The following is a 23,508-nucleotide window of genomic DNA, read 5'->3' as shown; positions in this document are numbered from 1 at the left end:
GGCCAGAGGAGAACCACGATGAAGAGACCCGGCAACAAGAGGCTTGGCTTGGTCGGGGCGGCTCTTTTGTTCTTTGGCGTCTTGCCCGCCGCCTCTGCGGAAACCAGGGTCGGCGTCCTGCTCTGGAACCCCCAGCTGCGCTACGAGCAATGCAAAGAGGGGATCATCGAGCAATTACGACAAGAGGGCTTCAAAGAGCCTGAGGTGACCTTCGTCATAGAGCAGGCCAACGGCAACATGTCCACGGTGGCCGAGCTGGCGCGGAAGTTCCACACCGCCCACATGAACGTAGTGATGCCGATCGGCACCTCGGCGGCGGTGGCCGTGGCCGCGGAGATCAAGGATGCTCCGGTGGTCTTTGCTTTCGTATTCGATCCCGTGGCCTCGAAGATCGCGCAGGACTGGAAGAGTTCCGGCAACAACACCACCGGTTCCAGCTCCCAAACCTCGGCGCCCACGCTGCTCAGCAGCCTCAAACAGCTCGCCCCAATCAAGACGCTGGCTGTCCTCTACACTCCCGGCGAGAAGAACACGGAAGCGCAACTCAAAGATGTCGAGGCCTTGCAGAGCGATTTCCAGATCAAGGTGCTGCCGGTTGCGCTGAAGAGCCGGGCCGATATCGTCCCCGAAGTCTCACCGCTGCAGGGCAAGGCGGACGCGGTCCTGCTGACCGGCAGCAGCATCATCGGCGACATGGCGGCGCAAATCGTCGTCCTGGCCAACAAGGCAAAGCTCATGACCGCGACCCAATCTGAGGACCACTTGGACAAGGGCGTCCTTCTGGGGGTCACAGTGGACCCCATCGCCGTGGGCCGCTTGGCCGGGAAGAAGGCGGCCCTCGTCCTCCGGGGGGCCAGGCCCGCCTCCATCCCGATCGAAGCCCTGAAGACCTCGGATGTGATCGTCAACCTGAAGACAGCGAGGGTCATCGGGCTGCAGGTGTCGGCTGCTTTTCGGAAAGCCGCGACCCGGATATTGGAGTAAAAGCGGCGGTTGGAACCGCGGCCTCCCCGCCGGGACGCCCGAGGGTCAGTTCACGGGTGGCTCCGTGGCGGGATCGTTGGACACCGGGGCCGGCTAGCGCCGGGTCTTCTTGGCCGGGTTCGGCTTTCCTGCATTCTGTTGCCGGCCCATAACCAGGGTCTCCACGGCAACCACGTGGTCCAACATGGCCCTTCGAGCCGCCGCCGAGCGACGCCCCCGGATCGCCTCCAGGATTCGTAGATGATCCTCATGGGAGCGCGTCGGTCGCCCGGCAATCTGGAGCGATTCCTCCCGGCTCTGGGTCAAGAGATCGATGACGGCGTGCACGATGCGCGTGATAGCACGGTTGTTCGTCGAGCTCGCGATCGCCGCGTGAAAGGCGGCGTCCTGGGCTAGGCCCGTACCGCCGGCCGCCACCTCCTTGCCTTGCTCCTCCAGGATTCGCTCCATTTCCTGGATCTCCTCTTTGGTAGATCGGCGGGCCGCGAGGCCAGCGATCGGCGGCTCCAGGAGCCTCCGGGCTTCGAAGAGCTCTCCCACCGCTTCGCGCTGGGTCAGGATCACGAGGGCCAGGGGCTCAATCAGCGAGTCCACCGAGATCTCTCGGACGAAGGTCCCCTCGCCGAGTCGGATCTCGATGAGTCCCATCGACTCCAGCGATCGCAGAGCCTCACGAACCGAGGCTCGGCTAACCCGGAATCGCTCGGCCAGATCCCTCTCCGGCGGAAGCCGGTCGCCGGACTTGAGTTTCCCCTCCGAGATCAGCGTCCGGATCTGTCGGACGATCTCCTCGTAGATCCGGGGGCTGTTGATGGGCTCGACCTTGTGCCACTCCATGTCGCCCGCTTAGTACCTCGGAACTGCTTGGCGGTCAAGAGAGTAGGTCGGAAAAAGAAGGCCGCGACCACTCCGGCCAGAGCCGCGTCCCCTCAGACACGACGAGGCCGGGCTCGAACTGAGCCTGGCCTCGTCGCTACTCTTCGTCAGCCGTGTTCAGGGGACGGTCACCGGCCGAGGAGAACTATTCCTCCTCCAACGCGGCCTTCGACGCTGCGATCTTGCGGAAGGGAATGACGGCCGGCACCTCCCACTTATCCCACATCTCGTCTACCTTCGCCTGGAAGTATTCAAAGTCGTCCTCGACGAAGTGAGCGAAGCGGCCCTGCTTCAGCAGGTACTCCCGCGTGGGCTTCCGCTTCTTTCCGTCCGCGAGGTACTTGGACTTGCCGTAATAGTGCAGTACCCCGTCCTCGACCTCGTAAAGCGGCCAGATCCCCGTTTCCACCGCCAGCTCGCCCAGCTCATGAGACAACATCGGATCGTAGTCCCATCCCTTGGGGCAAGGGTCCAAGGAGTGGATGAAGGTGGGGCCTCCGATGGAGAGCGCCCTCCGCACACGGTTCATCATTTCCACGGGATAGGAAGCACAGACGGTGGCCACGTATCGGCACTCTGAATGACCGACGGCAAGCATCCCGGCCATGTTCTTCTTCCAGCGCGTGTGGATGATCCGCTTCACGGAGCCCGGGGGGCTAAAGGTGGTGTTGGCCCCGTAGGGGGTGGAGCCGGAGAGCTGGATGTCGGTGTTGGCGTAGGACTCGTTGTCGTACATCAGGATCAGGGAGTTGTATTCCTTGTGGGTCAAGGTCGCGGAGATGGCACCCAGGCCCATGTCCGCACCACCGCCGTCGCCGCAGAACGCGATGACATTGATGGGCTCGTTCTTCATCTTGCCCTTCGTCATCAACGCCTTGAGCCCCGCGGCCGTCCCCAGCGCGGCGGAGCCCGAACTACCGAGTTGGGTGTGCATCCACGGCACCGCCCAGGGGGTCGAATAATAAGTGGTGTTGGCCACGTACATGCAGCCGGTGGAGCCGAGCACGATGGTCCGGGGCCCGGAGGCCTTGACCATGAGCTTCATGACCAGCGCCGACTCGCAGCCCTGGCAAGTCCGGTGGCCGGAGGAGAAATACTCCTTGATGTCGACCTTCTTGACGCCCTTCCAGGGCGCGAGGTTCTGGGTCTCGAGCTTGATTAGCGTTTCCGGCATCTTGTCCTCCTTACTACGACCCGGGGTACTACTCCCGAACGCCCAGCCAGGTGGTCGGCTTTTCGGCCTTCCCCGTCTTGGCCGCTTGTTCGCACAGCTGAACCATTTCTTCCACGTTCTCGATCGTCACCTCACGACCGCCCAGGCCGCAGATGAATCCGATCAAGGGTGGTCGCTTCTCGGAGTTGTACATCGCCGCCCGCACTTCGTTGGCCACCACACCGGAGCCGAAGGGGGATCCGAATGAATAGTCGCGGTCGATGACCCCGACGGCCTTGGCCTTGCCCAGGGCCTTGGCGAGCTGCTCATAGGGGAAGGGCCGGAACCACTTCAGGCGGATGAATCCAACCTTCTTTCCCTCCGCCCGGAGCTTCCGAATCGTGACCTTCACCGGCATCGAGAGCGTCCCCATGCCCATGAGGATCACGTCGGGATTGTCGTCGGTCATGTACTCTTCGAACCAGGGATTGTGAAGGTCGCGCCCAAAGACCCTCTTGAAGTCCTTGTAGGCCTCCTCGATGACCCCGTAGGACCGGCTTATGGCTTCTGTGTTCTGCCGCCGGATCTCCATGACCCAGTCTTCGTTGACTTGGGGTGCGACCGTGATGGGGTTGTCGGGATGAAGGAGGAGATCCTTGCGGTCGTAGGGCGGAAGGAACGCGTTCACCTGGGCTTGGGTCGGCACTTTGCAGATGGCTTGCGAATGGGTGAGGAAGGCACCGTCACAGGAGAGGGCAATGGGGAGGAAAATCCGTCGGTCCTCAGCCACCCGGTAAGCGATGAGGGTAGTGTCGAGCGCCTCCTGCGCGGTGTCGACCCAGTTCAGGAGCCAGCCCAGGTCGCGAACGGAAAGCGCGTCGTTGTGCTCCACGCCGAAGGCCCCTGGATCATCTAGGGCCCGGTTGCCGACCATGGCGATCATCGGGATGCGGAGAGCGGGGGTGACGGTGATGGCTTCCATGGCGTACATCCAGCCCACACCCGAGGAGCCGCAAAAAACCCGGGCTCCGACCGCGGAGGCGTGTTTGACCACCTCGAACTGGCTGTGCTCGCCCTCGGCCACGATGTACTCGGCCCTGAGGATGCCGTTGGCGATCTTCTTGGCCACCGCCTGCATGACCGTGTCGTAGGGTCGGATCGGGTAGGCGGTGACGACGTCGATGTCAGCAAGCGTGAGGGCCTCGGCGATCGCCTCGCTCCCCGAGATGAGGAGCTCCTGTTCTACCTGATAGGGGGCACTGGTGGGTGCCTGCGCTGCCGTCGTCGTCATGTTTGATTCCTCCCTAGGTCCTGGCTAGGCCTTCGTCTGAGCATTTTCGCCGGGAATGCCGGTGGTCACCACACCACCACCCATGTCCAGCGGACCCGCGGCCAGCTCCTGTTCGTACTGCCCGCGATATCGGAATCCATGGGAACGGCCAACGGTGACCTTGTCCGCCGTTTTTTCCTTCAGCCAGGCCTGGTAGGCGTTCTTATCCTTCCGCCACATCTCCCACTGGCTGGCGTTGTCGTGGAAGGCGGACTCATTGACCATGGTGACGCAGTTGTCTACCGGGCAGACCGCCTCGCAGACGCCGCACCCGCAGCAGGCTTCCATGTTGGCGTCGTAGAGACTCTCGGGAGTGACGTCGAAGCAGCTGTCTGGGCACTGAAGCCAGCAGAGGGTGCACTTCACGCAGGTGTCGAAGTTCACAACCGGGCGCATGGTGCGGGAGGAGAACTTATTGAAGACGTCGCTGCGCACCGGCCGATAGCCCTGGTCCTGCCCCTCGATCGGCCCGCCCATCGGGAGTGACGGAATGCTCACGCCATCGCGCATCTCATGCCACTTGGGTAGGGTGTGCGTGTAGGGGATTTCCGGGTTGCCTTCATTGGGCATCACTTTCCGCGTTTGCAGGCGCTCGTAAGCCCGGCGCGCCGACTGGACCTTCAGGTCAGATCCCCATTCGGCGCCTTTGATGGCCTCCGTCACCGACTCCAGGGAGAGAAAGCGGGGGGCGATCTTGGCCAGCGCGCCCAGGATCCGCACCTCGGTGTGATCTTCCTTGTAGACCCAGAGGCCAGCGAAGGAGGCCTGGCCGGCAAGGATGGCCAGGTTGTATGGGGTCTGCTTGCGGTGTGCGTTCTTGAGGAGATCGTCGAAACCGTGGATGGAGGTGACGAGCACCGTCCCATCGGGCACGGTCAATGCGTTGATGGGCTGAAGCCCGTACCAGGCCCAGGATTCCACGCCCTTGAACAGGGCGTCATCCACACATATGGTGACGTCCACTTCCTTGGGCTCGTAGCGGGCCATGTTCTGTTCCAGCTCTTCCGGCGTGTCGGCCACGATGGCAAAGTCCTTGGCCGGGACCCCGTTCCGCTGGGGACTGTCCCCATAACGCCCGAACGCGATGCCCCACTTCCCGGACTTGCGAGCCGAAAGCACAATTCCGCGCACGATTCGCGCGGCCAGGTTCTTCTGGAAAATGCCCCGATACACCACTTCACAGATGAAGTGTGCCATGTAACTCCTCTCCCGAGATCAACTTCCCGCGGCTCCCCATTCTGGGCTACTGGTCAGGTGGTCAGACCACTACCATGCTCCCGGCACCTGGCCCTTGTCAAGCACAATTTCGCACATCACTTCGGCTCTCCTCCCCCCCGGCGGGTAACACTGCCGGGGGGGAGAGCCTAGCCTCACAACCCTGCTCTCCAGGGTGTCGGTAGCCGGGGCTAGCGGTTTGCCGCTGCCAGCGGGGGTGGTCACTATGACCCCCGCCTTTGGGCCAGGTGGTCATTAGGCGGCTGCGGAGACACCCGCCGGTGGAGCCGGTACCTTCATGCGCCGCAAGACGAAGAAGGCGAGGACCGCCGCGATCACGTCGAAGGCGATGGCCACTGTGTAAACACCTGCCCAGCCGGTCTTCGGCAGCGTGAACTTGGCGTCAAACGGGGTCCAGACCTTGGGGAGCACCGTGAGCACGAGGCCATACGTGATCAGCGCGCCGGCCACCACCAGCAGAGCGGTCTTCGCGGTTCCGCCGAGTTCCAGGCGGAACACGGACGGAGCTAGGAAGAGCGCGAAAAGGACCAGGACACCACCCAGCACGAGCAGGATGTCCGCGCGGAAGTCAAAAGCCTTACCCGCGGCCAGGGCGGACCCGATGGGCACGAAGACGGACGCCGTGCCCTTGGCCGTGTAGAGGAACCCGTAGTTCGCGGTGGCGTGCTTGCGCCCGAAGAAGTCGCCGCAGATAGCCGGGAACAGGGAGAAGATCTCGCCCCAACCGAAGAAGGTGAAAGCGCTGAAGATGACGAAGAGCAAGGGGTTATGGGCGAACTGGATGAGCACGAAAATGGCCACTGCCTCCAGGCCGAAGGCTAGGGTCATGGTGTACTCACGGCCGATGTGATCGGAGACCCACCCCCAGAACGGGCGGCAGAGCCCGTTCACTATCCGGTCCGCAGAGAGGGCGAACTGCAGCGCCGGCAGCGTGATCCAGAAGAGACTGACCGAGATCTTGTCCACTTTGAAGTCGGTCGCCATCGGGTTGAGCTGCGCAACAGCCATGAGGCCACCGGTAGCAACGAGCGTCATCATCACGTACATCAACCAGAACTGGGGCGTGGAGACCATCTGCCCGGACGTGAAATCGACCCCCGATTGGCGCTTCTTCACCAGTTCTCCCCGCGCCGCCTGTGACCAAGCCACGGGCATCCAGCCGACGGGCGGCGCCTGCAAGAACAGGGCCGCGATGACGACCACCGCTCCCTGGATGATGCCCCACTCGATGAACGCCGCTTGGTAACCGGAGGTGTTGATCATGTTAGCGATCGGTACCACGGTCATGGCAGAGCCGGCACCGAAGCCGGCCGCGGTCAAACCCGCCGCCAGCCCTCGGTGGTCGGGGAACCACTTGAGGGCGCTACCGACCGCCGTGCCGTAGACGATGCCCGCGCCCAGCCCGGCGACGGCGTAGGACAGGTACAGAGCAGTGAGCGACTCTGCATATCCGCTGCCGACCCAGCCGAGCCCGGCCAGGACGCCACCGAGCATCACGAGGAGCCTCGGTCCGAACTTGTCCACCAGCCAACCCTCGAAGGGGACGAGCCAGGTCTCGAGCAGCACGAACACGGTGAAGGTGACCTGGATGAGGGCTTGCTCTTGTCCGAGGTGCTTCTGAAGGGGTGGCACGAAGAGTGTCCAGCCGTACTGGAAGTTCGCAACGGCCACCATGCTGAGGATGCTGGCTAACAGGATGAGCCAGCGGTTCAAGAACCGTGATTCAGACGATGTCACGCTTGCGGCTGCGACCGCCATGTCTTCACCTCCCTAGACTCCTTCGTGCCTCAAAAAGGGGGCCTTGGCTCTTCTCATCCGGTCTGCCCGCAAGCTCACGGCTCGCGACAGGGTCACGAGCGGGCTGCGGCAACGCTCCCACTCCGCGGACCGTTTTCTCCGCTTTTGCCCCCGCCCGCCAACGCCTTCAAACGCCTTCCCTCGAACCACCAGAGCATCATCCGCGCCGGCTGGACGAAACATCCAGCCGGCGCAATGCTCGGGTCTCAGAACCGATAGTTCATGCCGATCGAGAATCCCTGGATTCGACAGCCGCCCCAAGTTGTGGGGCCGCTGCTGGAATAGTCAACGAACGCGGTGCTGGTGCCGTCATGGCAGTCCGTCACCAGGCCCCGGCCGCCCGCGCCCAAGTCGTAATGCGCGTTGCCGTGGTTGACCGTGAGAGCCCAGTCCAGGTAGAAGGTGAACTGCTTGTCCAGCTTGTGTTTGTAGGCGACGGTGTACATGTCGGCCGCGCTCTGGCTCGCCACGAGCGGGTTGTAGTTGTGCTGGCCGCCCGGATCGCCAGGCGTCTTCCCCGCGTGCGCCCATCCGACGCTAAGGCTGCCTTTTTCGCCGATCTCCTGGGTGGCAGCGACCCATTCCCCGTCGCGGCTTCGTTCGTTTTGAAACGCCAGGTAGGCAGGGATATTTCTATGCATATGCTCCCAGATGCCCCCCAACGTCAGCTTGAACGGGAACCGATACTGGAGGCCCACCTTGAATGCGGTCTCATCCCCGATGTCGGTGATGTACCCGCCGAGGGCTTGGGGCGGCAAGCCCTGAGGGTTGTTATTGGCGTTCACGACGAGATCCGGGTTGTTGAAGGCAAAGATCTGATACTGGAAGTTGTTCGAGCCGATACCGTCGCTGTTGCGGTTGACGTTGTGATGGAGCTCGTACGCGACCGTCCCGTAGAACCCGCTATTGTCGAACTTGAGGGCCGCGCTGAAGCCGTCACTGAACCCGCCGTCGTCGCAATTCAACGGCAGGTTTCCGCTGCCCGGCTCGTTTCCGCCGTTGCAGTCGGGCGAGCCCGCGGATTGGACGATGTTGTCAACGGTTCGGTTCTGCCCGGGGGAAAAGAGCACGTCAAGAGAGAACCCAGGGCCAAGCTTCGGTGACTCGTACCAGATCGAGTGGTCCAAACGGGTGCCAAACTCGACACGGTTGTCGCCGCCGGTGTTGCCCATGACCACGGTGTAGTCGCCCAGGAGGCCGGAGAACGGATTCAGTCGGTCGGTGGACTTCTTGTAGGGCGCGTAGGTCGTCCCGAACTTGAACGCTCCCCAGTCCTTGTTGGATATGCCGACAAAAGAATCGCCGTAGCCGATGCCGCTCTTCACGACGTTGGCTTGCTGGACGTATGTGGTGTTCAGACCCGGACTCGCGGTGATGGCGAGAGCCGCCTCGATCTGAAAGACGAACTTGGTCTCGCCCTTGCCGATGGAATGATCCCCGCGATAGCCGAAATTTGACTTGTTCGTCGACAGGGCCGGCATGTATCCCAACGACCCGACGGGAGGTGTGTGAACGCTGGACACGAGCGTGGTCTGGTCGGGGGGGAAATTGGCGAGCGCATATTGGGTGGCGACCATCCCTGCGATGCCCTTGGTTGTATCGTCGAACGAGACATCCATGGTGCCGTAGAAGCCCTTGAACGGGTTCGCGGCGGGGGCGGGAGCGGGCTCGGGCTTCTTCGCAGCTTCGGCCGCCGGCTTCGGAGAGTCCGCTGGCGGCTTGGAGTCGGCCGGCGGCTTCGCTTTCTCCTGTTCCCGCCTGGAGAGCTCCTCAAGCCGCACCATGATCACGCTCAATTGTGCTTTCAGCGTCGTGATCTCGTCCTGAGTACTCTGAGCGGAGGCAGCGCGGGACATGATCGCACTCATCTGCTCTCTGAGGTCTTGAACCTGGCCCTGCGTGCCGTCCGCTTCTTTGGCATCGGTGTCGGCCTTTTTTGCTTCGGCCGCTGATTCGGCGAATGCCACGCCTCCGAGACCGATCGCACCAAATACAAAGGCGCAGGCTGTTGTCTTGCTCTTCAGATTCATAGCTATTCCCCCTTAGGGCTTTCCAACTTGACTCCGCTCTGAGTTCGGGCCTAATCCTGTCCGGTGCCGGCGCTGGACAGTACTTGGTTGAGGAGGTTGGACATGCAGGTGGTGGAGAGCTGCGCGAGCGTGGCCGACCACGGCGCCGACGCGGGACGAGCGGCTCGCGTCCCCAGTGGTGAGCGTCGCCCTCCGGCGGCAGGTCCTCTTCCGCTGTCCCCTCGAACGCCCAGATCCGCCTCGTGCGGGGCTGGCCGACGGCGGTCCCACTGTCGGGGTGTGCTCACAGGTCTTCTTGGTTACTGACCCGACAAGTCACGACGGGTGGGACCGCGAGAGCACCATCCCCGACCTGGACCTTCCTGGTGCGCCATGTAACTCCCTCTCCGAGACGTAGTTACCGTGGCTGTCGTTTGGACTGGTGGTCTGCTGGTCAGACCATGCTCCAAGGGACAGAGCTTTGTCAAGAAGAAAAATTCCGACCGGCCATGATCTCTCGCCTGGATCGAGGCCGCTCCCGGGCGTGCCCGGCGCTCTTGCCAAGCCTTGATGGCCCGGCCGTGCTGTACGCGAAGGCCCTCTTTCACAACTGGGCTTCTGGCGTTTGCCGGACAACGTGCCCCTCTCAGGGGGCTTACCGGCGGGGGTGCCGAGGAGCGTGGAGTCGCCTTCCGCGTCCGTTGACCGTGGGGACGTCCGGAAGTCCACCGTCCCTCCGCGGGGATGCATCGCGGGTGGACATCGAGCCAGGATCGTGGCCCCGCGCCGGTCGACAGCCCGGCCCTTCCGTCTGACGACCCCGTCCTAAGGAGAGGCGGGGACGCGTCGGGGGCTGTACTCCCTACGAGCTCGGAAAGACGTCATGCACGTAGTCGTGGGCGGCCAAGGCCGCCTTGCCGAGAGCGCCCGCGGACGCGCGCCGGACAAGCTCCTCGCGGGCCTGGTCGAAGATCGCTTCCAGGATCGGCGTGCGCTCCTGGTTGCTCGCCTCACCCACCACGAAGAGCACCCGTGCGCTGTGCTGGATATAGCGGGGCGAAAGGAGCTGTCGCTTCAGGATCTCCATGATCAGGGAGGCCTTTGAGCGATCAAAGCGGCCGGGATCGCCGCGGCGGTCCATTTCCGCGAAGAACGCTTGCGTCCATTCCTGGTGGCAGCCCCACAACTTCTCGAACAACTCCCGGCCGAACCGGGTTCCGGCCTTGATCTCGAAGGCGTTCACCGCCGGTACGACTCCGTCCTCGGTGAGAGCCGGCCGCTTGAGGTGGCCGTCCCTGGTGATGGCGGCCTGATGATGGAAGAGAGTCCATAGCCACGACACATCGATTCGGTACGTGGCGAGGTCATTCATGAACCGCAGCGAGAGCTCGTAGTCATCGATCGCGGCCGCGAAGTTGCCGTTGAGGATCTGGAAGCCGTAGTTCGCGGCCATGTAGAAAGCATGCTGTATGTGCTCAACGGTGACGTCCCCCTTCGGCGCCCCGTAGATGGCGTCCCAGAGTTCTGGCGTTAAGAGCCCTTCCGGCGTTTCGAGCATGCCCCGCGTGATGACGCGGGGCAGGATTTTCGCTTGCGGGTTCAACAAGCCGCGTGATTGGAGGAGGAGGCGCTCCGCCTCCCCGAGGCCGCTCGCGACCGTGGGCACCGGTTTGCCCTTCACCTCCACCGTTTCGAGGGGGGCATCGATCATCGTCTGCAGCCGGGTCAAGGGGACGCGTAGAGGCTCGTTGCCGGCGGCGACGTAGGCCGGTTCGGGGCTCGCGACCCAGCTCTGTCGATAGGCATCGTAGAGCCGTCCCTTGACGCGGGCGGCAAGAATGTCCTCCAGGGTGGGCGTTTGGCCGGTGGGAGGCGGTTCCTCGGGCACAAACATAAGCCCCAACAGGCGCTCTCGCAGCTTGTCGATGGCCATCGCCCGCAGGGCCAGGGGGTTGTATCTCGAGCGGCCGTAGGGATCGGTCGCCTGATAGATCATGACCGCCGCCATCCCCCCGATCGGCGCGCCCTGGCGGAGCTCGCCCTCCTTGATGCCGGCCATGAGCATCATCAAGGCGTTGTACCGCTGGTAGGCAAGCATGTTCGGAGAGGCCATGCTGATGGCTTGCGGATCTGGAAAGATGCCCCGCGGGTCGTCCTTCCACATCTCGATGAGGCTGGCTAGGTAGTCCCAGCGGCCAACATTCGTTCCCAGGAGCCGGCGGCGTAAGACCCAGGCGATCACGGGCAGGAAGCGGCCCGCATTGCCCTCCTCATAGAGAACCTTGATCTTGAAGGTGCCAGGTCGCACACCGATCACAGACTCCAGCCCCGCCAAGAGCCTTTCCACAATGAGGGCTTCCTCGGGAGTTTGGATCTTGGGGATGTAGTAGTAGACCCCGGTGCCGGCGCGGGTCAGCGACTCGAAGCAGTTGAGCGTCCAGAGGATGGTGATGGCGATGAGGCCGGGCACCGGTTGGCCATCGACCGTCAAATGGTCGTACCGCACGTGGACGCCCGGAGGCCGAGCGAACCGGGTTGGCCAGTCTTGCGGGGGCGTCTTGATCCGGTAGGCCCGCTTTTGGCCTCTCTTCACGACTTCATACGCACGGTCGTTCCAGCGGCCCTCGAAGATCTCCTTGGCGTTCTGCAGGGCTGCGAACACGCCCACCGCCTGGGTGGTGAGCGCGCCCTCGGGCTGAAAATGGGAGGGTGCCGCGTCCTCAAAGTCCGGCATGTTCATGGGCGCAGGGCTGTTCAGGGCGTTGAAGGCCATGTCCAGCGGATGCCACGGCCCCGTGAGCTCCAAGCCCGGATTCGTCAATGGGTGGGCGTCTTTCGGGATGGGCACCTCATCGTTGAGGCGCCAGCGCCACTCGCTCTCCCGACCGAGCATGTTGTCGATCAGGCCTTGGAGGACCTGGCGGAACGTCCAGACCTGGCTGCTCACAGGATCTTCAAACGTGTCCTGCCATTTCGGCCATGCATATTTCGTGCGGGCGGGCGCGGGGGACTGGAGCAGGGCGCGCCGCGCGTTGAGAGCGGCGGCGATCCCGGGGCCCAGCTCTCGGGTCATGGCGGCGATGGTCTGCTCGACGTTGATCTCTCGGCCGTTAATCCTCTTGGTCCCGAAGAGGTCGGGAAACTTCTGGAGAATGTCCTCACGGATCATGGCGCCTCCCCAGTTCTTTCCGACGAGCGTTGCGGGCAGGCCGGCCTGGAAATAGAGCACCATTGTCAGGAGGGCGTCAAGCTCCACTTCCCGCCCCATGAAGAAGCAAGAAGCCGCCCGGGAGGGTAGGGGTCAGTTTGGTCAGCAAGAGCCTACAAACGAGGGGTAGGGTCTTAGTGGCCGAATCTTTGGATTATCCAGCCGATGATAGTGCCGCCGGTGGCACCGAGGATGAGGATGGGCGCATAGGATTTGGTGATTATGGCGTCTGCTAGACTGAGCAATACCCCGACAACCAAACCGCTCAGCCATCCCGGCCACGGCAGGGCGATCGCGCCGATTACGCATCCAATGGAGAAGCGATTGATAAACGCACCCAACAACGCAGCCCGCTTGTCAGGGAAACTGAGCGGAATCATGGAAGCAGCAGAGAGCGCCCCGTAGACGAGGCCGCAGATCACTCCAAGCATCGGGCGAGACATGCAGGACAGGATAGCAGAACACTGGCGTTCGACAGGCCCTAGCCCAACAAGGCCACGGATTTCGGCCAGCGTCCAGACGTGATCCGAGACGCCCGCTTCCATCGCCGGGCATTAAGGCCCTTCAAACAGACCCACTACCCCCGGGAGCCCGGAGTTGACATCCTTCACAGGCTGGGCCTATCATCCGCCGAATTTTCCTGGGCCATTTCCCCGGAGGCTGATCCCTGGTGTGGGCACGCTCCTCATCGGGTGCAGGTCCGACACTCGGGTCAGGCCTCCGCAACCACAGCCTGATCGCGTGCGCCCCTCCCTCGTCCCCGTTACGGACCCTGATCACGCAACCCCCCGAGATCCTGAAACCAAATTGAGGCCCTATGTATCACCAGAACTACAACCCAACGGGAAGCGTCCTCCTCTCCACCATCGTGGCTGCGATTCCGATCGTGGTTCTGCTGTACTTCATCGCCCTGCATCCGCATCGTGACAAGGGTGGGGTGAGGCATCTCGGCATCGCCGCTCCCCAGGCGGCATTCTTTGGAGTGCTCGCCGCCTTCCTCGTCTCCTGCGTGGCCTTTGGGATGCCGCTGGCCTCCGCCTTCTCCGCCTTTGCCCTGGGTACGCTCTCGGGCTTCCTGGGAATCATCTGGATAGTCCTGGCCGCCATGTTCCTCTACACCATGACCGTCATTACCGGTAAGTTCGAGATCGTGAAGGAGTCGATCACTCACATCTCGTTCGACCGGCGCCTCCAGGTCCTTCTCATCGCCTTCTCCTTCGGCGCCATCATCGAGGGCACGTCGGGCTTCGGGACCCCAGTGGCCATCGCGGGGGCCGTGATGGTGGGCCTCGGGTTCAAGCCCTTCCAGTCGGCCGTGCTCAACCTCCTCGCCAACACCGCCCCCGTGGCCTGGGGGGCCATCGGCACGCCCATCGTGACCTTGGCCGCGGTCAGCGGTCTCGATCAGCTCACGCTCTCCACCATGGCTGGCCACCAGCTTCCCTGGGTGTCCATCCTGGTCCCCTTCTGGCTCGTGGCCACTTTTGTGAAGATGGAGGGGGGAACCTGGGGAGAGGCGCTCGAGGTGTGGCCGGGAGCGCTCTGCTCGGGCGCATCCTTCGCTCTCATGCAGTACATCTCCTCCGGGAGGCCCGAGACCCACCTCATGACGGACGTCGTCTCCGGCGTCTTCTCCGTCGTCTGCACGGCCCTCTTCCTGCGCTTCGTCTGGCACCCCAAGAGCCGGTTCCTCCTGAAGTCGGAGCGGGAGGCGGCGCAGACCGTGTCGGCGGCGGGGGGCGGAGATGCTTCCCCGAAGTATCGCTACACCGCGGGGGAGACGGCCTACGCTTGGCTCCCCTGGGCGATCCTCATCGGGTGCTGTGCCATCTGGGGCATGCCGGCCTGGAAGGCCTACCTCAACAACCTCTTTTCCGGCGTCACCTTCAAGACCACCCTCCTGGGCTCCCCGTTTGCGGGCACCCTCTCCCTGCCCGTTTGGGACATGCCGTGGTTGCACAACCTGGTGCAGCGCATGCCGCCGGTGGTCGCCGCCACCGCCAAGCCCGAGGCGGCACGCTTCTCCATCAACTGGCTGTCCGCGGCGGGCACGGGCGTGTTCGTGGCCGCGCTCCTGTCCGGCCTCGCCCTCAGGCTGAGCGCCGCCCAATGGAAGGAGACCGTTACCCGGACCGCCCGTCGGATGAAGGTCCCGGTCCTGGTCATCGGCCAGGTGTTGGGCCTCGGGTTCCTCACGCGCTACTCCGGCACGGACGCGGTCCTCGGCCTTGCCTTCACGGGCGCGGGAGTGATGTACCCCTTCTTCGCCGCCTACCTGGGTTGGCTGGGCGTCTTCCTCACCGGCTCCGACACCGCCTCCAACGCGCTGTTCGGTAGCCTCCAGCGGATCACCGCCCAGCAACTGCACCTGAACGAGGTTCTGATCGTGGCCACCAACTCCACGGGGGGCGTCATGGGCAAGATGATCGATGCCCAGTCCATCATGGTGGCTTGCGCCGCCTGCTACGACGATCCCCACGAGCGAGCCCACGCGCTGGGGCCGATATTCCGGACGGTGTGGTGGCATTCGGTCGCGGGAGCGGCGGTGATTGGACTGATCGCCTTGCTGCAGGCCTACGTCTTCACGGGCGCCATTCCCATGGCGCCCGGTAAGTGAGGGGCTTCGGGGGTCAGCCCACCAGGAAGACGGTGCAGCTGCGCGCGCCCTGCGCGCCGATGACGAGCGCCTGCTCGATGTCGGCGGTCTTGGAGGGGCCGGAGATGAAGAGGCCATAAGCGCGCTCCCGCCCCTCCAGCCGCGCGTAGGCTTCGTGCATGTCGGCCACGATCTCGCGCACGCCCACCACCAACACGAGGTGGTCGGTAATGACGAAGAGGGCGCGGTGGTGAAGGCGTCGACCCTCGAGCCAGACCGCCCCGTTCTCGGCCACCGCGAACTCACCGGGCAGGACCGCCACGTCCACGTCCTGGAGGGCATGGGGGTCGGGCATGGACCCTAGGTCGAGGTCCGCCCGTCCCAACCCGGGAACGAGCGAGACCACCTTGCGCGCGGCCGCGTAGAAGGGAATCTCGCGCAGGGCAGCGTCCGCGGCGGCGAGGTCCGGAACCCGCAGGCAGGCCCCTCCGACGCCGGCCAGCGATTCCTCAAACTGCCGGACCGGGTCCGCGGGCTTGGCCCCGAGCCCCGACAGGTCGGGTAGTTCGACGGGGGCGGGGGCGTTGCGCCGGAGCGCGGCCAGGATCGCGTCACGACTGTCCACGGCGCCTCCGGTAGAGAGTGCGGAAGCTTTCCCGGGGCAGGGGCGGGAGCTCCCGCTGCCGGCCCCAAATGTTCCAGCTCGCGTAGACGAGAGCCCGCGGGAGGGCGGGAAGGACCCGCCGGGCCAGGAAACCGGAGAGCCGGTAGAGGGATGGCTCGGCCAGTATCCGGGCTGCGACCTTCATGCCCAGCCGCTTGGTCCAGGGGAGGAGTCGGCGGCGGGCAATCTCTTGGCGGAGGGAGAGCAGCTCGTGGTGCAGGTCGATCCGCACCGGGCAGACGTCGCTGCACGATCCGCACAGGCTGGAGGCGAAGGGGAGGCTGGCGAAACGGGCGGGGTCGCGCATGGGGGCCAGGATCGATCCGATGGGGCCGGGCACGGTGTAGCCGTAGCTGTAGCCCCCGCTGCGGCGGTATACAGGGCAGGTGTTCATGCAGGCGCCACAGCGGATGCAGGAGAGGGAGCGGCGGAAGAGGGGATCGCCCAGGATCGCGGAACGGCCGTTGTCCACGATGACGATGTGCAGCTCGCCGCCCCGGCGGGGCCCGTGGAAATGGGTGGTGTAGGCGGTGAGGGGCTGGCCGGTAGCGGAGCGGGCCAGCAGCCGCAGAAAGACACCCAGGTCCCGCTGACGGGGCACCAGCTTCTCGACCCCCATGCAGGCGATGTGCACGGGCGGGAGAGAGGTGCCCATGTCGGCGTTGCCCTCGTTGGTGCAGACCACGATAGCGCCCGTCTCCGCGACGGCGAAGTTGACTCCGGAGAGGCCGGCCTCCGCCTCCAGGAACTTATGGCGGAGGTGCTGGCGCGCCGCTTCCGTCAGGTACTTGGGGTCGGACGCCCCCCGCTCCGTGTGGAGGTGCTGGTGAAAGAGCTCCCCGATCTCTTCCTTCTTCTTGTGGATGGCCGGCATCACAATGTGGCTCGGGGGCTCCCGGGCCAGCTGCACGATGCGCTCCCCGAGGTCGGTGTCCACAACCTCAATCCCCCGGGCCTCGAGGTAGGGGTTCAGGTGGCACTCCTCGGTGAGCATCGACTTGGACTTGACCAGGCGGGTGATCCGGCGCTCGGCCAGGATTCCGTGGACGATGGCGTTGTGCTCGACGGCGTCCCGGGCCCAGTGCACCTTGCTGCCGAGGGCCACCGCCTCGGCTTCGAACTCCTCGAGGTAAGGGGCAAGCCGCGACAGGGTGTGGGCTTTGATCGCCGCCGCCGCCTCGCGCAGCGCCTCCCAGTCGGGCACTACCGACGCCGCCTGGTCACGCTTTTGGCGAATCCACCAGACGGCTTGGTCGTGCCAGTGAGCCTTGGCGTCGTCGGCCACGAAGCGGGCGGCTGCGTCCGGATGGCCCACGGCTACGATCCGCTCTGGGCCAGGACCTCAGCCACGTGCATGACGCGGAGCGGCCGCTTCTCCCGGCGGATGAGGCCATCGAGGTGCATGAGGCACGACATGTCGGTCGCGGTGACGATCTCGGCCCCCGCGCGCTCATGGTCGGCCAGGCGGTCGCGGCCCATCATGCACGACACGGCCTCCTCGCTGACCGCAAACGTCCCCCCGAACCCGCAGCATTCGTCGGGCCGGGCCAGATCCACGAGCCGGATGCCTTCCAGGCCCCCCAGGAGCGAGCGCACTTTGTCAAAGGGGGGCACGCGGCGCTCGCTGCCGCTTCCCAGCCGCAGCTCTCGCAGACCATGGCAGCTCTGGTGCAGCCCCACCCTGTGAGGGAAGCGTCCCTTCAGGCCGCCAACCCCCAGCACATCGGTGAGAAGCTCGCACAGCTCGTAGGTCGACCGTTGGAGGTGCTCGAACCCCGGCTGGCCTCCCAGGAATTGATCGTAGTGATGGCGGATCATGGAGACGCAGCTCCCCGAGGGCGCGACCACGTAGTCGTAGCCACGGAACAGCCGGAGGAAGTGCTCCGCCATCGGCCGGGCATCGGAGGCGCAGCCCGAATTGGCCATGGGCTGGCCGCAGCAGGTCTGGTCCTCGGGGTACTCCGCGCGGACACCTTGCCGCGCGAGCACTTCCAGCGTTGCCACCCCCACCTGCGGGTAGAACTGCTCGACGTAGCAGGGGATGAAGAGACCGACCGTCGGCATGCGTTCTCCGGGAATCTTGCGAACGATACCGAGGCGCCCGGGCCGGGTCAACCCCGGCCGTGGCGAGCCTGGCCCCGGCGAACGGCTTGACCGGGGTGGGGGAAGGGCATAAAAGAGGGAGGCCCATGGACCCTCGCGCCGTCGACGCGTTCCGGTCGATCGTCGGCGACGGGGGCCTCATCACGCGACCCGAAGAGCTCCGTACCTACGAGTGCGACGGCCTCACCAACTTTCGGGTGGTGCCGGGGGCAGTGCTCCTCCCCTCCTCCACGGAGCAAGTTCAAGGCGTCCTCCGCGTCTGCCACCGGGAGCGTATCCCCTTCGTGGCCCGGGGAGCGGGCACGGGGCTGAGCGGAGGGGCCCTCCCGGTGGCGGACGGGATCGTCATCAGCCTAGCCCGTCTCAACCACATTCTCGAAGTGGACATACCCAACGCGCGGGTGGTGGTCGAGCCCGGCGTGATCAACGCGCATGTCACACAGGCGGTCTCGCCCCACGGGTACTTCTACGCCCCCGACCCCTCGTCGCAGTCGGTGTGCACGGTGGGGGGGAACGTGGCCGAGAACTCGGGGGGAGCGCACTGCCTCAAGTACGGGTTCACCACCACCCATGTGCTGGGGCTGGAGATCGTGCTTCCGGATGGGTCGCTCGTCCATCTCGGCGGCAAGAGCTTGGACCGGCCAGGGTACGACCTGTGCGGCGTGTTCGTCGGCTCCGAGGGCACCCTGGGCATCGCGACCAAGATCACGCTGCGAATACTGAAACGGCCCCAGAGCGTCCAGACCCTCCTCGCCGCCTTCAACTCTACGGACGAGGCGGGGACGGCGGTCAGCGAGATCATCGCCGCCGGCATCCTTCCCGCCGCGATCGAGATGATGGACGCGCTGGCCCTGGAGGCGGCGGAGGCGGCGGTCCACGCCGGCTACCCCCGCTGCCAAGGACTTCTCCTGGTCGAGTTGGACGGTCCCCGCGGCGAGGTACAGCTGCTCATGGAGCGAGTGGAGGGCCTCTGTACCTCCTGCGGAGCCTGGGAGATCCGGCGGGCGCAGTCCGAGGCGGAGCGGGCCCTGGTCTGGAAGGGTCGCCGGGCCGCCTTCGCGGCCATGGGCCGCATCTCCCCCAACTACATCGTCCAGGACGGCGTCATCCCGCGCACGAGCCTCTCCCGCATCCTCCGCGAGATCGAGCGACGGTCGGCCGCCGTCGGCCTGCGCGTGGCCAACGTGTTCCACGCGGGGGACGGCAACCTGCACCCCCTGGTACTCTACGACCGCCGAGTGCCCGGACAAGAGCACCTCGCGGAGGAGTTGGCCTCCGATATTCTCAAGCTTTGCGTGCAGGCCGGAGGCTCCATCACGGGGGAGCACGGCGTGGGCGAGGAAAAGAAGGCGTTCATGTCCGTGATGTTCGCGGAGCCGGACCTGGAGACCATGCAGCTCGTCCGTTGCGCCTTCGACCCCGAGCGACTCTCCAATCCCGAGAAGGTGTTCCCCCGTCCCCGGCTCTGTGGCGAGAGGCGAGGGCCCTACCAGCCGCACCCTCTGGAGGTCGCCGGTGTCGCCCAGCTCTTCTGAGCCCGGGATCCGGGAAGGGGGCTGGGCCCGCCTCGGTGAGGTGGTGGGGGCGGCCCACCTACGGCCGGCCACCCCCGCGGATGCGGTGGCGGGCGTGCTCCCCCGGGCCGTGATCGAGCCCGGCACTGCCGCCGAGCTGGCGGCCGTGCTCCGCCACGCTCAGGAGCTGGGCCTGCGCCTGGCCCCCCGCGGGGGGGGCACGAAGATGGAGTGGGGCAATCCTCCCCGCGGACTCGACGCCATCCTTTCCACCCGCCGCCTCGAGGGTGTCGTGGACCACCCCTGGGCGGACATGACGGCCACGGTCGAGGCGGGCTGCACGGTGGCCGGCTTCCAACGAAGCTTGGCCGCGCATGGCCAGAGGCTGTCCCTGGATCCCCTCTGGCCGGACCGAGCCACCATCGGCGGCGTCCTGGCCACCAACGACAGCGGCGCCCTGCGCGTGCGCTTCGGGGCCATGCGGGACCTGGTGGTGGGGATCACGGTGGCTTTGGCGGACGGAACTCTGGCCCGGAGTGGGGGCAGAGTGGTGAAGAACGTCGCCGGCTACGATCTGCCCAAGCTCATGGCGGGCTCCCTGGGGACCCTGGCCGTGATCACGGAGGCGACCTTCCGGCTGTATCCCCTCCCCCGCCGGGTCCGCAACCTGAGCTTCGTCCTGCCTACGGCCGAGGCCGTGAGCCAGGTGATCCTGGCGGTGTTGGACTCGACGCTGGTTCCGACCGGGCTTCAGATCCGGGCCCAAGAAGGGGGATCGCTCGGCGTCGACATCCGCTTCGAAGGGGAAGAGGCGGCTCTGGAGGCGCGGGTGGAGGAGCTTCAGGGGCTGGTGGCCACCAAGCCGGCAGAGGCTCCCGCGGAGGTCTGGGAGGCGCGGGAGGCGCTCTGGGCGGGAGCGGAGCCAGCCGTGGTCTGCCGGTTGGCCGTGGTGCCCACGCGGCTCGGGATGCTCTGCGAGCGCGTGGGGCGGGAAGCGGAGCGGGGGGGCCTCTCCTGGCGGATGGTCGCCCAAGCCGGCGGTCTGGCCTGGCTTCGGCTGGAGGGTTCGACGGCGGCGCTCCTGGACGTCCTGCGCGCCCTCCGCCAGGGGGTCGAGGCCGAGGAGGGATCGCTCGCCGTGTTGCACTGTCCCCCCGAAGCCAGGGCGGGCGCGGAGGCCTGGGGTGCGCCGGGCGATGCCCTTCCCCTCATGCATCGCGTCAAAGAGCAGTTCGACCCCGCCGCCTTGCTGAACCCGGGGCGCTTCGTGGGAGGGATCTGATGGCCCCCCCTCCGGCGGCTCCCAGTCCGGAGCCCGGTTCCCCGACCGGCATCTTCGACCACCACCACCCTCCCTCCCTCGACCTCATCGAGGACTGCGTGCATTGCGGCTTCTGCCTCCCCACCTGCCCGACCTACGCCCTCTGGGGCCAAGAGATGGACTCGCCCCGAGGCCGCATCTATTTGATGAAGATGGGGCTGGAAGGCCAGACCGGAATGACGGAGACCTTCGTTCGCCACATCGACCTTTGCCTAGGCTGCATGGCCTGCCTGACCGCCTGCCCCTCGGGGGTGCAATACGGCAAGCTGATCGAGGCCACGCGCGCGCAGATCGAGAAGAACCACCCGCGGGCATGGTCGGACCGGCTCTTCCGCCGGATGCTCTTCGCGGTTTTCACCCATCCGGCTCGACTGCGGGCGTTGGCGGTACCCCTCTGGCTCTACCAGGCATCCGGCCTGTGCTGGCTCTTGCGGCGCTCCGGTCTCCTCGACCTTCTGCCCGCGCGTCTCCGCGCCATGGAGGCGCTGCTGCCCCCCCTCTCGTTGGCCGAGCTGGGAGCGGGGCTAGCGCAGCGGACACCCGCGGAGGGCCCACCCCGGCGACGGGTCGGTCTGCTGCGGGGATGCGTGCAGCGAATCTTCTTTGCGGACGTAAACACCGCCACCGCCCGGGTGCTGGCCGCGGAGGGCTGCGAGGTGATCGCTCCCTCCTCCCCCCCCTGCTGCGGCGCGCTCCTGGTGCACGCGGGACAGGAGGAGGCCGCGCTGGCCTTGGCGCGGCGCACGATCGAGGCCTTCGAGAAGGAAGGGGTCGATACCGTGGTCATCAACGCCGCGGGCTGCGGCTCCACCATGAAGGAGTACGGCTGGCTGCTCCGCGACGACCCGGAGTTCGCGGAGAGGGCGCGGACGTTTTCCGCAAAGTGCAAGGACGTCTCGGAACTGCTTTGCGAGCTCACGCCCCAGGCTCGGCGTCACCCCCTCCCCCTGCGCGTCGCCTACCATGACTCCTGCCATCTGCAGCACGCCCAGGGGGTCCGCGCACAACCGCGGCAGCTTTTGGCCGGCATCCCCGGCCTCGAGGTGGTGGAGGTGGGAGAGGACGCCATCTGCTGCGGGTCGGCGGGGATCTACAACCTGGTGGAGCCGGAGGCCGCCCGCCAGCTCGGCGATCGCAAGGCGCAGAACGTGATCAAGGCCGGAGCAACGGTAGTGGCCACCGGGAACCCCGGCTGCCTGTTGCAGCTCCGGAGCGGGCTGGCACGCGCTGGACACCCCCTCCCCACGGTCCACTCCATCGAGCTCGTCGCGGCCTCCCTCCGAAACGAGCTTCCCCGTCAGCTCCGAGGGGGGACGCGGGACAGCTCGTCGTAGAGGTGGATGGCCGCCTTCATGCACTTCACCCAGTCCCCGAGATGCAGGCTCTCGTTTTCGGAGTGGGCATTGCAGGCGGGATCCTCCACGCCCATGAGAAGGCAGGGCGCGCCCCGAAGGAGGGTGGCGAAGGGCCCCACGAAGCCGATGGAGCCGCCGGCCCCGATCATGGCCGTCTCCTTGCCGAAGCCGGCCTTTAACGCGCGCCGGGCCGCCTCGAAGGCCGGGCCTTCGGGGTCGGTGGTCCACCAGGGCGTGCCCCCGGTGACGGTGGCCGTGACCTTGGCCCCGTAGGGGGGCCGGGCGGTCAGCTTCCGGACCAGCAGCCGACCTGCCTCCCGGGAGTCCATCTTGGGGACGGTCCGCAACGAGAGACGGGCGCGGGCCGAGTCGACGATCTGGTTCGAGGAGCCCTGTATGGCGTGGGACTCCATGGCGATGACGGTCAGCGAAGGGCGGGTCCAGAGCTTCTCATAGACGGAGTAGCCCTTCTCACCCGCCAGCGTCATCCCCGGCATCATGCCCGCCTCGCGCTTGAACTTCGCTTGGTTGAAGGGGAGCCTGCGCAGGCGGGCGAGCTGCTTCGCGCTGGGCCGGGCGACCTTCCGGTACAGCCCGGGCACGTTCAGCTCCCCGTTCTTCCCCTGAAGATCGGCGATGAGCCGGCAGAGGACCTGCACCGGGTCGGGCACCGGCCCCCCCCACATCCCGCTGTGGCGCGGCTGTCCCAGAGACGTGACCTCCACGTCCACTTGGCAGATGCCGCGGAGCTGGTAGGTCAAGGCCGGGACGCCGGTATCGAAGTTGGCGGTGTCGGAGAGGACGATGAAGTCGGCCGCCATCATGCCCTTGTACTTTTCGAGGAACTTCCCCAGGTTCTCGGAGCCGATCTCCTCCTCCCCTTCGATGATGAACTTGACGTTGCAGGGAACGGAGCCCGCGGACCGCAGGTACGAGGCCACTGCCGCCACATGGGCCATGACCCCCGCCTTGTCGTCGCAGGTGCCCCGGCCGTACAGCCGCCCGTTCCGCTCCGTGGGCTCGAAAGGGGGCGAGATCCACTTCTCCGGGCGGCCCTCGGGCTGTACGTCGTGGTGTCCGTAGAGAAGAATGGTGGGGGCGCCGGGCTTGTGGAGCCAGTCCCCGTAGACATAGGGATGCACGCCCGGGATCTCGAGGATCTGCACGTGCTCCACCGAGGCCGCGCGCAGGGCGTCGGCCACGGCCACCGCGGACCGCCGCACTTCCGCGGCGGGATAACCGGTGGCGGAGACGCTGGGAATCCGGGACATGGTCACCAGGGTCTTTAGGAACTCGGGCGTGTGTTGCTCGAGATAGGTAAGCGCGGACGTGACGCTGGTGTTCGACGAAGTCATGAGTCCT

At 65.7% G+C, this 23,508-nt stretch carries 17 protein-coding genes; 5 read left to right on the top strand and 12 right to left on the bottom strand.

Annotated elements, in window-relative coordinates; translation table 11 throughout:
• Positions 1–18 precede the first annotated feature (18 nt).
• Positions 19–984 (top strand): ABC transporter substrate-binding protein, encoded by a 966-nt coding sequence (locus VN461_09845; GenBank protein HXB55073.1) that lies wholly within the window; start codon positions 19–21, stop codon positions 982–984.
• 93 nt (positions 985–1,077) lie between these two features.
• On the opposite strand, the gene VN461_09840 is transcribed toward VN461_09845, so the two are convergent.
• The 8 genes from VN461_09840 to VN461_09805 form a co-directional block, all read right to left on the bottom strand.
• Positions 1,078–1,821, bottom strand: coding sequence for a FadR/GntR family transcriptional regulator (locus VN461_09840; protein ID HXB55072.1), 744 nt, complete (start codon positions 1,819–1,821; stop codon positions 1,078–1,080).
• A 184-nt stretch (positions 1,822–2,005) separates the two neighbouring features.
• A complete protein-coding gene (locus VN461_09835; protein HXB55071.1) occupies positions 2,006–3,034 on the bottom strand; it encodes a thiamine pyrophosphate-dependent enzyme in 1,029 nt (342 codons plus the stop codon).
• Positions 3,035–3,062: 28 nt separating this feature from the next.
• A complete protein-coding gene (locus VN461_09830; protein HXB55070.1) occupies positions 3,063–4,304 on the bottom strand; it encodes a pyruvate ferredoxin oxidoreductase in 1,242 nt (413 codons plus the stop codon).
• A 24-nt stretch (positions 4,305–4,328) separates the two neighbouring features.
• On the bottom strand, positions 4,329–5,540 hold the full coding sequence (locus tag VN461_09825; GenBank protein ID HXB55069.1) for a 4Fe-4S dicluster-binding protein: 1,212 nt from the start codon (positions 5,538–5,540) through the stop codon (positions 4,329–4,331).
• Positions 5,541–5,813: 273 nt separating this feature from the next.
• Positions 5,814–7,337, bottom strand: coding sequence for an oxalate/formate MFS antiporter (gene oxlT, locus VN461_09820; protein HXB55068.1), 1,524 nt, complete (start codon positions 7,335–7,337; stop codon positions 5,814–5,816).
• 245 nt (positions 7,338–7,582) lie between these two features.
• The gene (locus VN461_09815; protein ID HXB55067.1) at positions 7,583–9,406 is read right to left on the bottom strand and encodes a porin; all 1,824 of its coding nucleotides are present in this window, start codon (positions 9,404–9,406) and stop codon (positions 7,583–7,585) included.
• Between the two features lie 841 nt (positions 9,407–10,247).
• Complete coding sequence (locus VN461_09810; GenBank protein ID HXB55066.1) at positions 10,248–12,653, bottom strand: malate synthase; 2,406 nt, start codon at positions 12,651–12,653, stop codon at positions 10,248–10,250.
• 74 nt (positions 12,654–12,727) lie between these two features.
• Positions 12,728–13,138 (bottom strand): hypothetical protein, encoded by a 411-nt coding sequence (locus VN461_09805; protein HXB55065.1) that lies wholly within the window; start codon positions 13,136–13,138, stop codon positions 12,728–12,730.
• Positions 13,139–13,410: 272 nt separating this feature from the next.
• On the opposite strand from VN461_09805, the gene VN461_09800 reads away from it, so the two are divergent.
• Complete coding sequence (locus VN461_09800) at positions 13,411–15,210, top strand: lactate permease LctP family transporter (GenBank protein ID HXB55064.1); 1,800 nt, start codon at positions 13,411–13,413, stop codon at positions 15,208–15,210.
• A 13-nt stretch (positions 15,211–15,223) separates the two neighbouring features.
• Here the strand turns inward: VN461_09800 and VN461_09795 are convergent, their stop codons facing one another.
• From VN461_09795 to VN461_09785, 3 genes are read right to left on the bottom strand one after another with little or no spacing between them, the layout of a single operon-like run.
• Positions 15,224–15,814, bottom strand: coding sequence for an LUD domain-containing protein (locus VN461_09795; protein ID HXB55063.1), 591 nt, complete (start codon positions 15,812–15,814; stop codon positions 15,224–15,226).
• Complete coding sequence (locus VN461_09790) at positions 15,801–17,168, bottom strand: lactate utilization protein B (GenBank protein ID HXB55062.1); 1,368 nt, start codon at positions 17,166–17,168, stop codon at positions 15,801–15,803. Before VN461_09790 ends, VN461_09795 begins: the two co-directional genes overlap by 14 nt.
• Positions 17,169–17,170: 2 nt before the next feature.
• Complete coding sequence (locus VN461_09785; protein HXB55061.1) at positions 17,171–17,917, bottom strand: (Fe-S)-binding protein; 747 nt, start codon at positions 17,915–17,917, stop codon at positions 17,171–17,173.
• 125 nt (positions 17,918–18,042) lie between these two features.
• On the opposite strand from VN461_09785, the gene VN461_09780 reads away from it, so the two are divergent.
• Genes VN461_09780 through VN461_09770 form a run of 3 tightly spaced genes read left to right on the top strand, consistent with a single transcriptional unit; the run spans position 18,043 to position 22,125 of the window.
• The gene (locus VN461_09780) at positions 18,043–19,491 is read left to right on the top strand and encodes an FAD-linked oxidase C-terminal domain-containing protein (protein HXB55060.1); all 1,449 of its coding nucleotides are present in this window, start codon (positions 18,043–18,045) and stop codon (positions 19,489–19,491) included.
• Complete coding sequence (locus VN461_09775; GenBank protein HXB55059.1) at positions 19,472–20,752, top strand: FAD-binding oxidoreductase; 1,281 nt, start codon at positions 19,472–19,474, stop codon at positions 20,750–20,752. The genes VN461_09780 and VN461_09775 overlap by 20 nt, the downstream gene beginning before the upstream one ends.
• On the top strand, positions 20,752–22,125 hold the full coding sequence (locus tag VN461_09770) for a heterodisulfide reductase-related iron-sulfur binding cluster (GenBank protein ID HXB55058.1): 1,374 nt from the start codon (positions 20,752–20,754) through the stop codon (positions 22,123–22,125). Before VN461_09775 ends, VN461_09770 begins: the two co-directional genes overlap by 1 nt.
• Here VN461_09770 and VN461_09765 read toward each other — a convergent pair.
• Positions 22,089–23,501: a M20/M25/M40 family metallo-hydrolase gene (locus VN461_09765; GenBank protein ID HXB55057.1), complete on the bottom strand. Its 1,413-nt coding sequence runs from the start codon at positions 23,499–23,501 to the stop codon at positions 22,089–22,091. The genes VN461_09770 and VN461_09765 overlap by 37 nt on opposite strands.
• Positions 23,502–23,508: the final 7 nt, after the last annotated feature.

It is taken from the genome of Vicinamibacteria bacterium (genome assembly GCA_035570235.1).
In the GTDB taxonomy this organism is placed as follows: Bacteria; Acidobacteriota; Vicinamibacteria; order Fen-336; family Fen-336; genus DATMML01.
Note: the sequence above shows the minus strand (reverse complement) of the source record. Positions and strands in the feature narration are given on the sequence as shown.

Excerpts from the sequence above, each read along its gene's own strand:
- VN461_09845 (HXB55073.1), top strand. The coding sequence starts at position 19 with ATGAAGAGACCCGGCAACAAGAGGCTTGGCTTGGTCGGGGCGGCTCTT.
- VN461_09840 (HXB55072.1), bottom strand. The coding sequence starts at position 1,821 with ATGGAGTGGCACAAGGTCGAGCCCATCAACAGCCCCCGGATCTACGAG.
- VN461_09835 (HXB55071.1), bottom strand. The coding sequence starts at position 3,034 with ATGCCGGAAACGCTAATCAAGCTCGAGACCCAGAACCTCGCGCCCTGG.
- VN461_09830 (HXB55070.1), bottom strand. The coding sequence starts at position 4,304 with ATGACGACGACGGCAGCGCAGGCACCCACCAGTGCCCCCTATCAGGTA.
- VN461_09825 (HXB55069.1), bottom strand. The coding sequence starts at position 5,540 with ATGGCACACTTCATCTGTGAAGTGGTGTATCGGGGCATTTTCCAGAAG.
- oxlT (HXB55068.1), bottom strand. The coding sequence starts at position 7,337 with ATGGCGGTCGCAGCCGCAAGCGTGACATCGTCTGAATCACGGTTCTTG.
- VN461_09815 (HXB55067.1), bottom strand. The coding sequence starts at position 9,406 with ATGAATCTGAAGAGCAAGACAACAGCCTGCGCCTTTGTATTTGGTGCG.
- VN461_09810 (HXB55066.1), bottom strand. The coding sequence starts at position 12,653 with ATGGGGCGGGAAGTGGAGCTTGACGCCCTCCTGACAATGGTGCTCTAT.
- VN461_09805 (HXB55065.1), bottom strand. The coding sequence starts at position 13,138 with ATGGAAGCGGGCGTCTCGGATCACGTCTGGACGCTGGCCGAAATCCGT.
- VN461_09800 (HXB55064.1), top strand. The coding sequence starts at position 13,411 with ATGTATCACCAGAACTACAACCCAACGGGAAGCGTCCTCCTCTCCACC.
- VN461_09785 (HXB55061.1), bottom strand. The coding sequence starts at position 17,917 with ATGCCGACGGTCGGTCTCTTCATCCCCTGCTACGTCGAGCAGTTCTAC.
- VN461_09780 (HXB55060.1), top strand. The coding sequence starts at position 18,043 with ATGGACCCTCGCGCCGTCGACGCGTTCCGGTCGATCGTCGGCGACGGG.
- VN461_09770 (HXB55058.1), top strand. The coding sequence starts at position 20,752 with ATGGCCCCCCCTCCGGCGGCTCCCAGTCCGGAGCCCGGTTCCCCGACC.
- VN461_09765 (HXB55057.1), bottom strand. The coding sequence starts at position 23,501 with ATGACTTCGTCGAACACCAGCGTCACGTCCGCGCTTACCTATCTCGAG.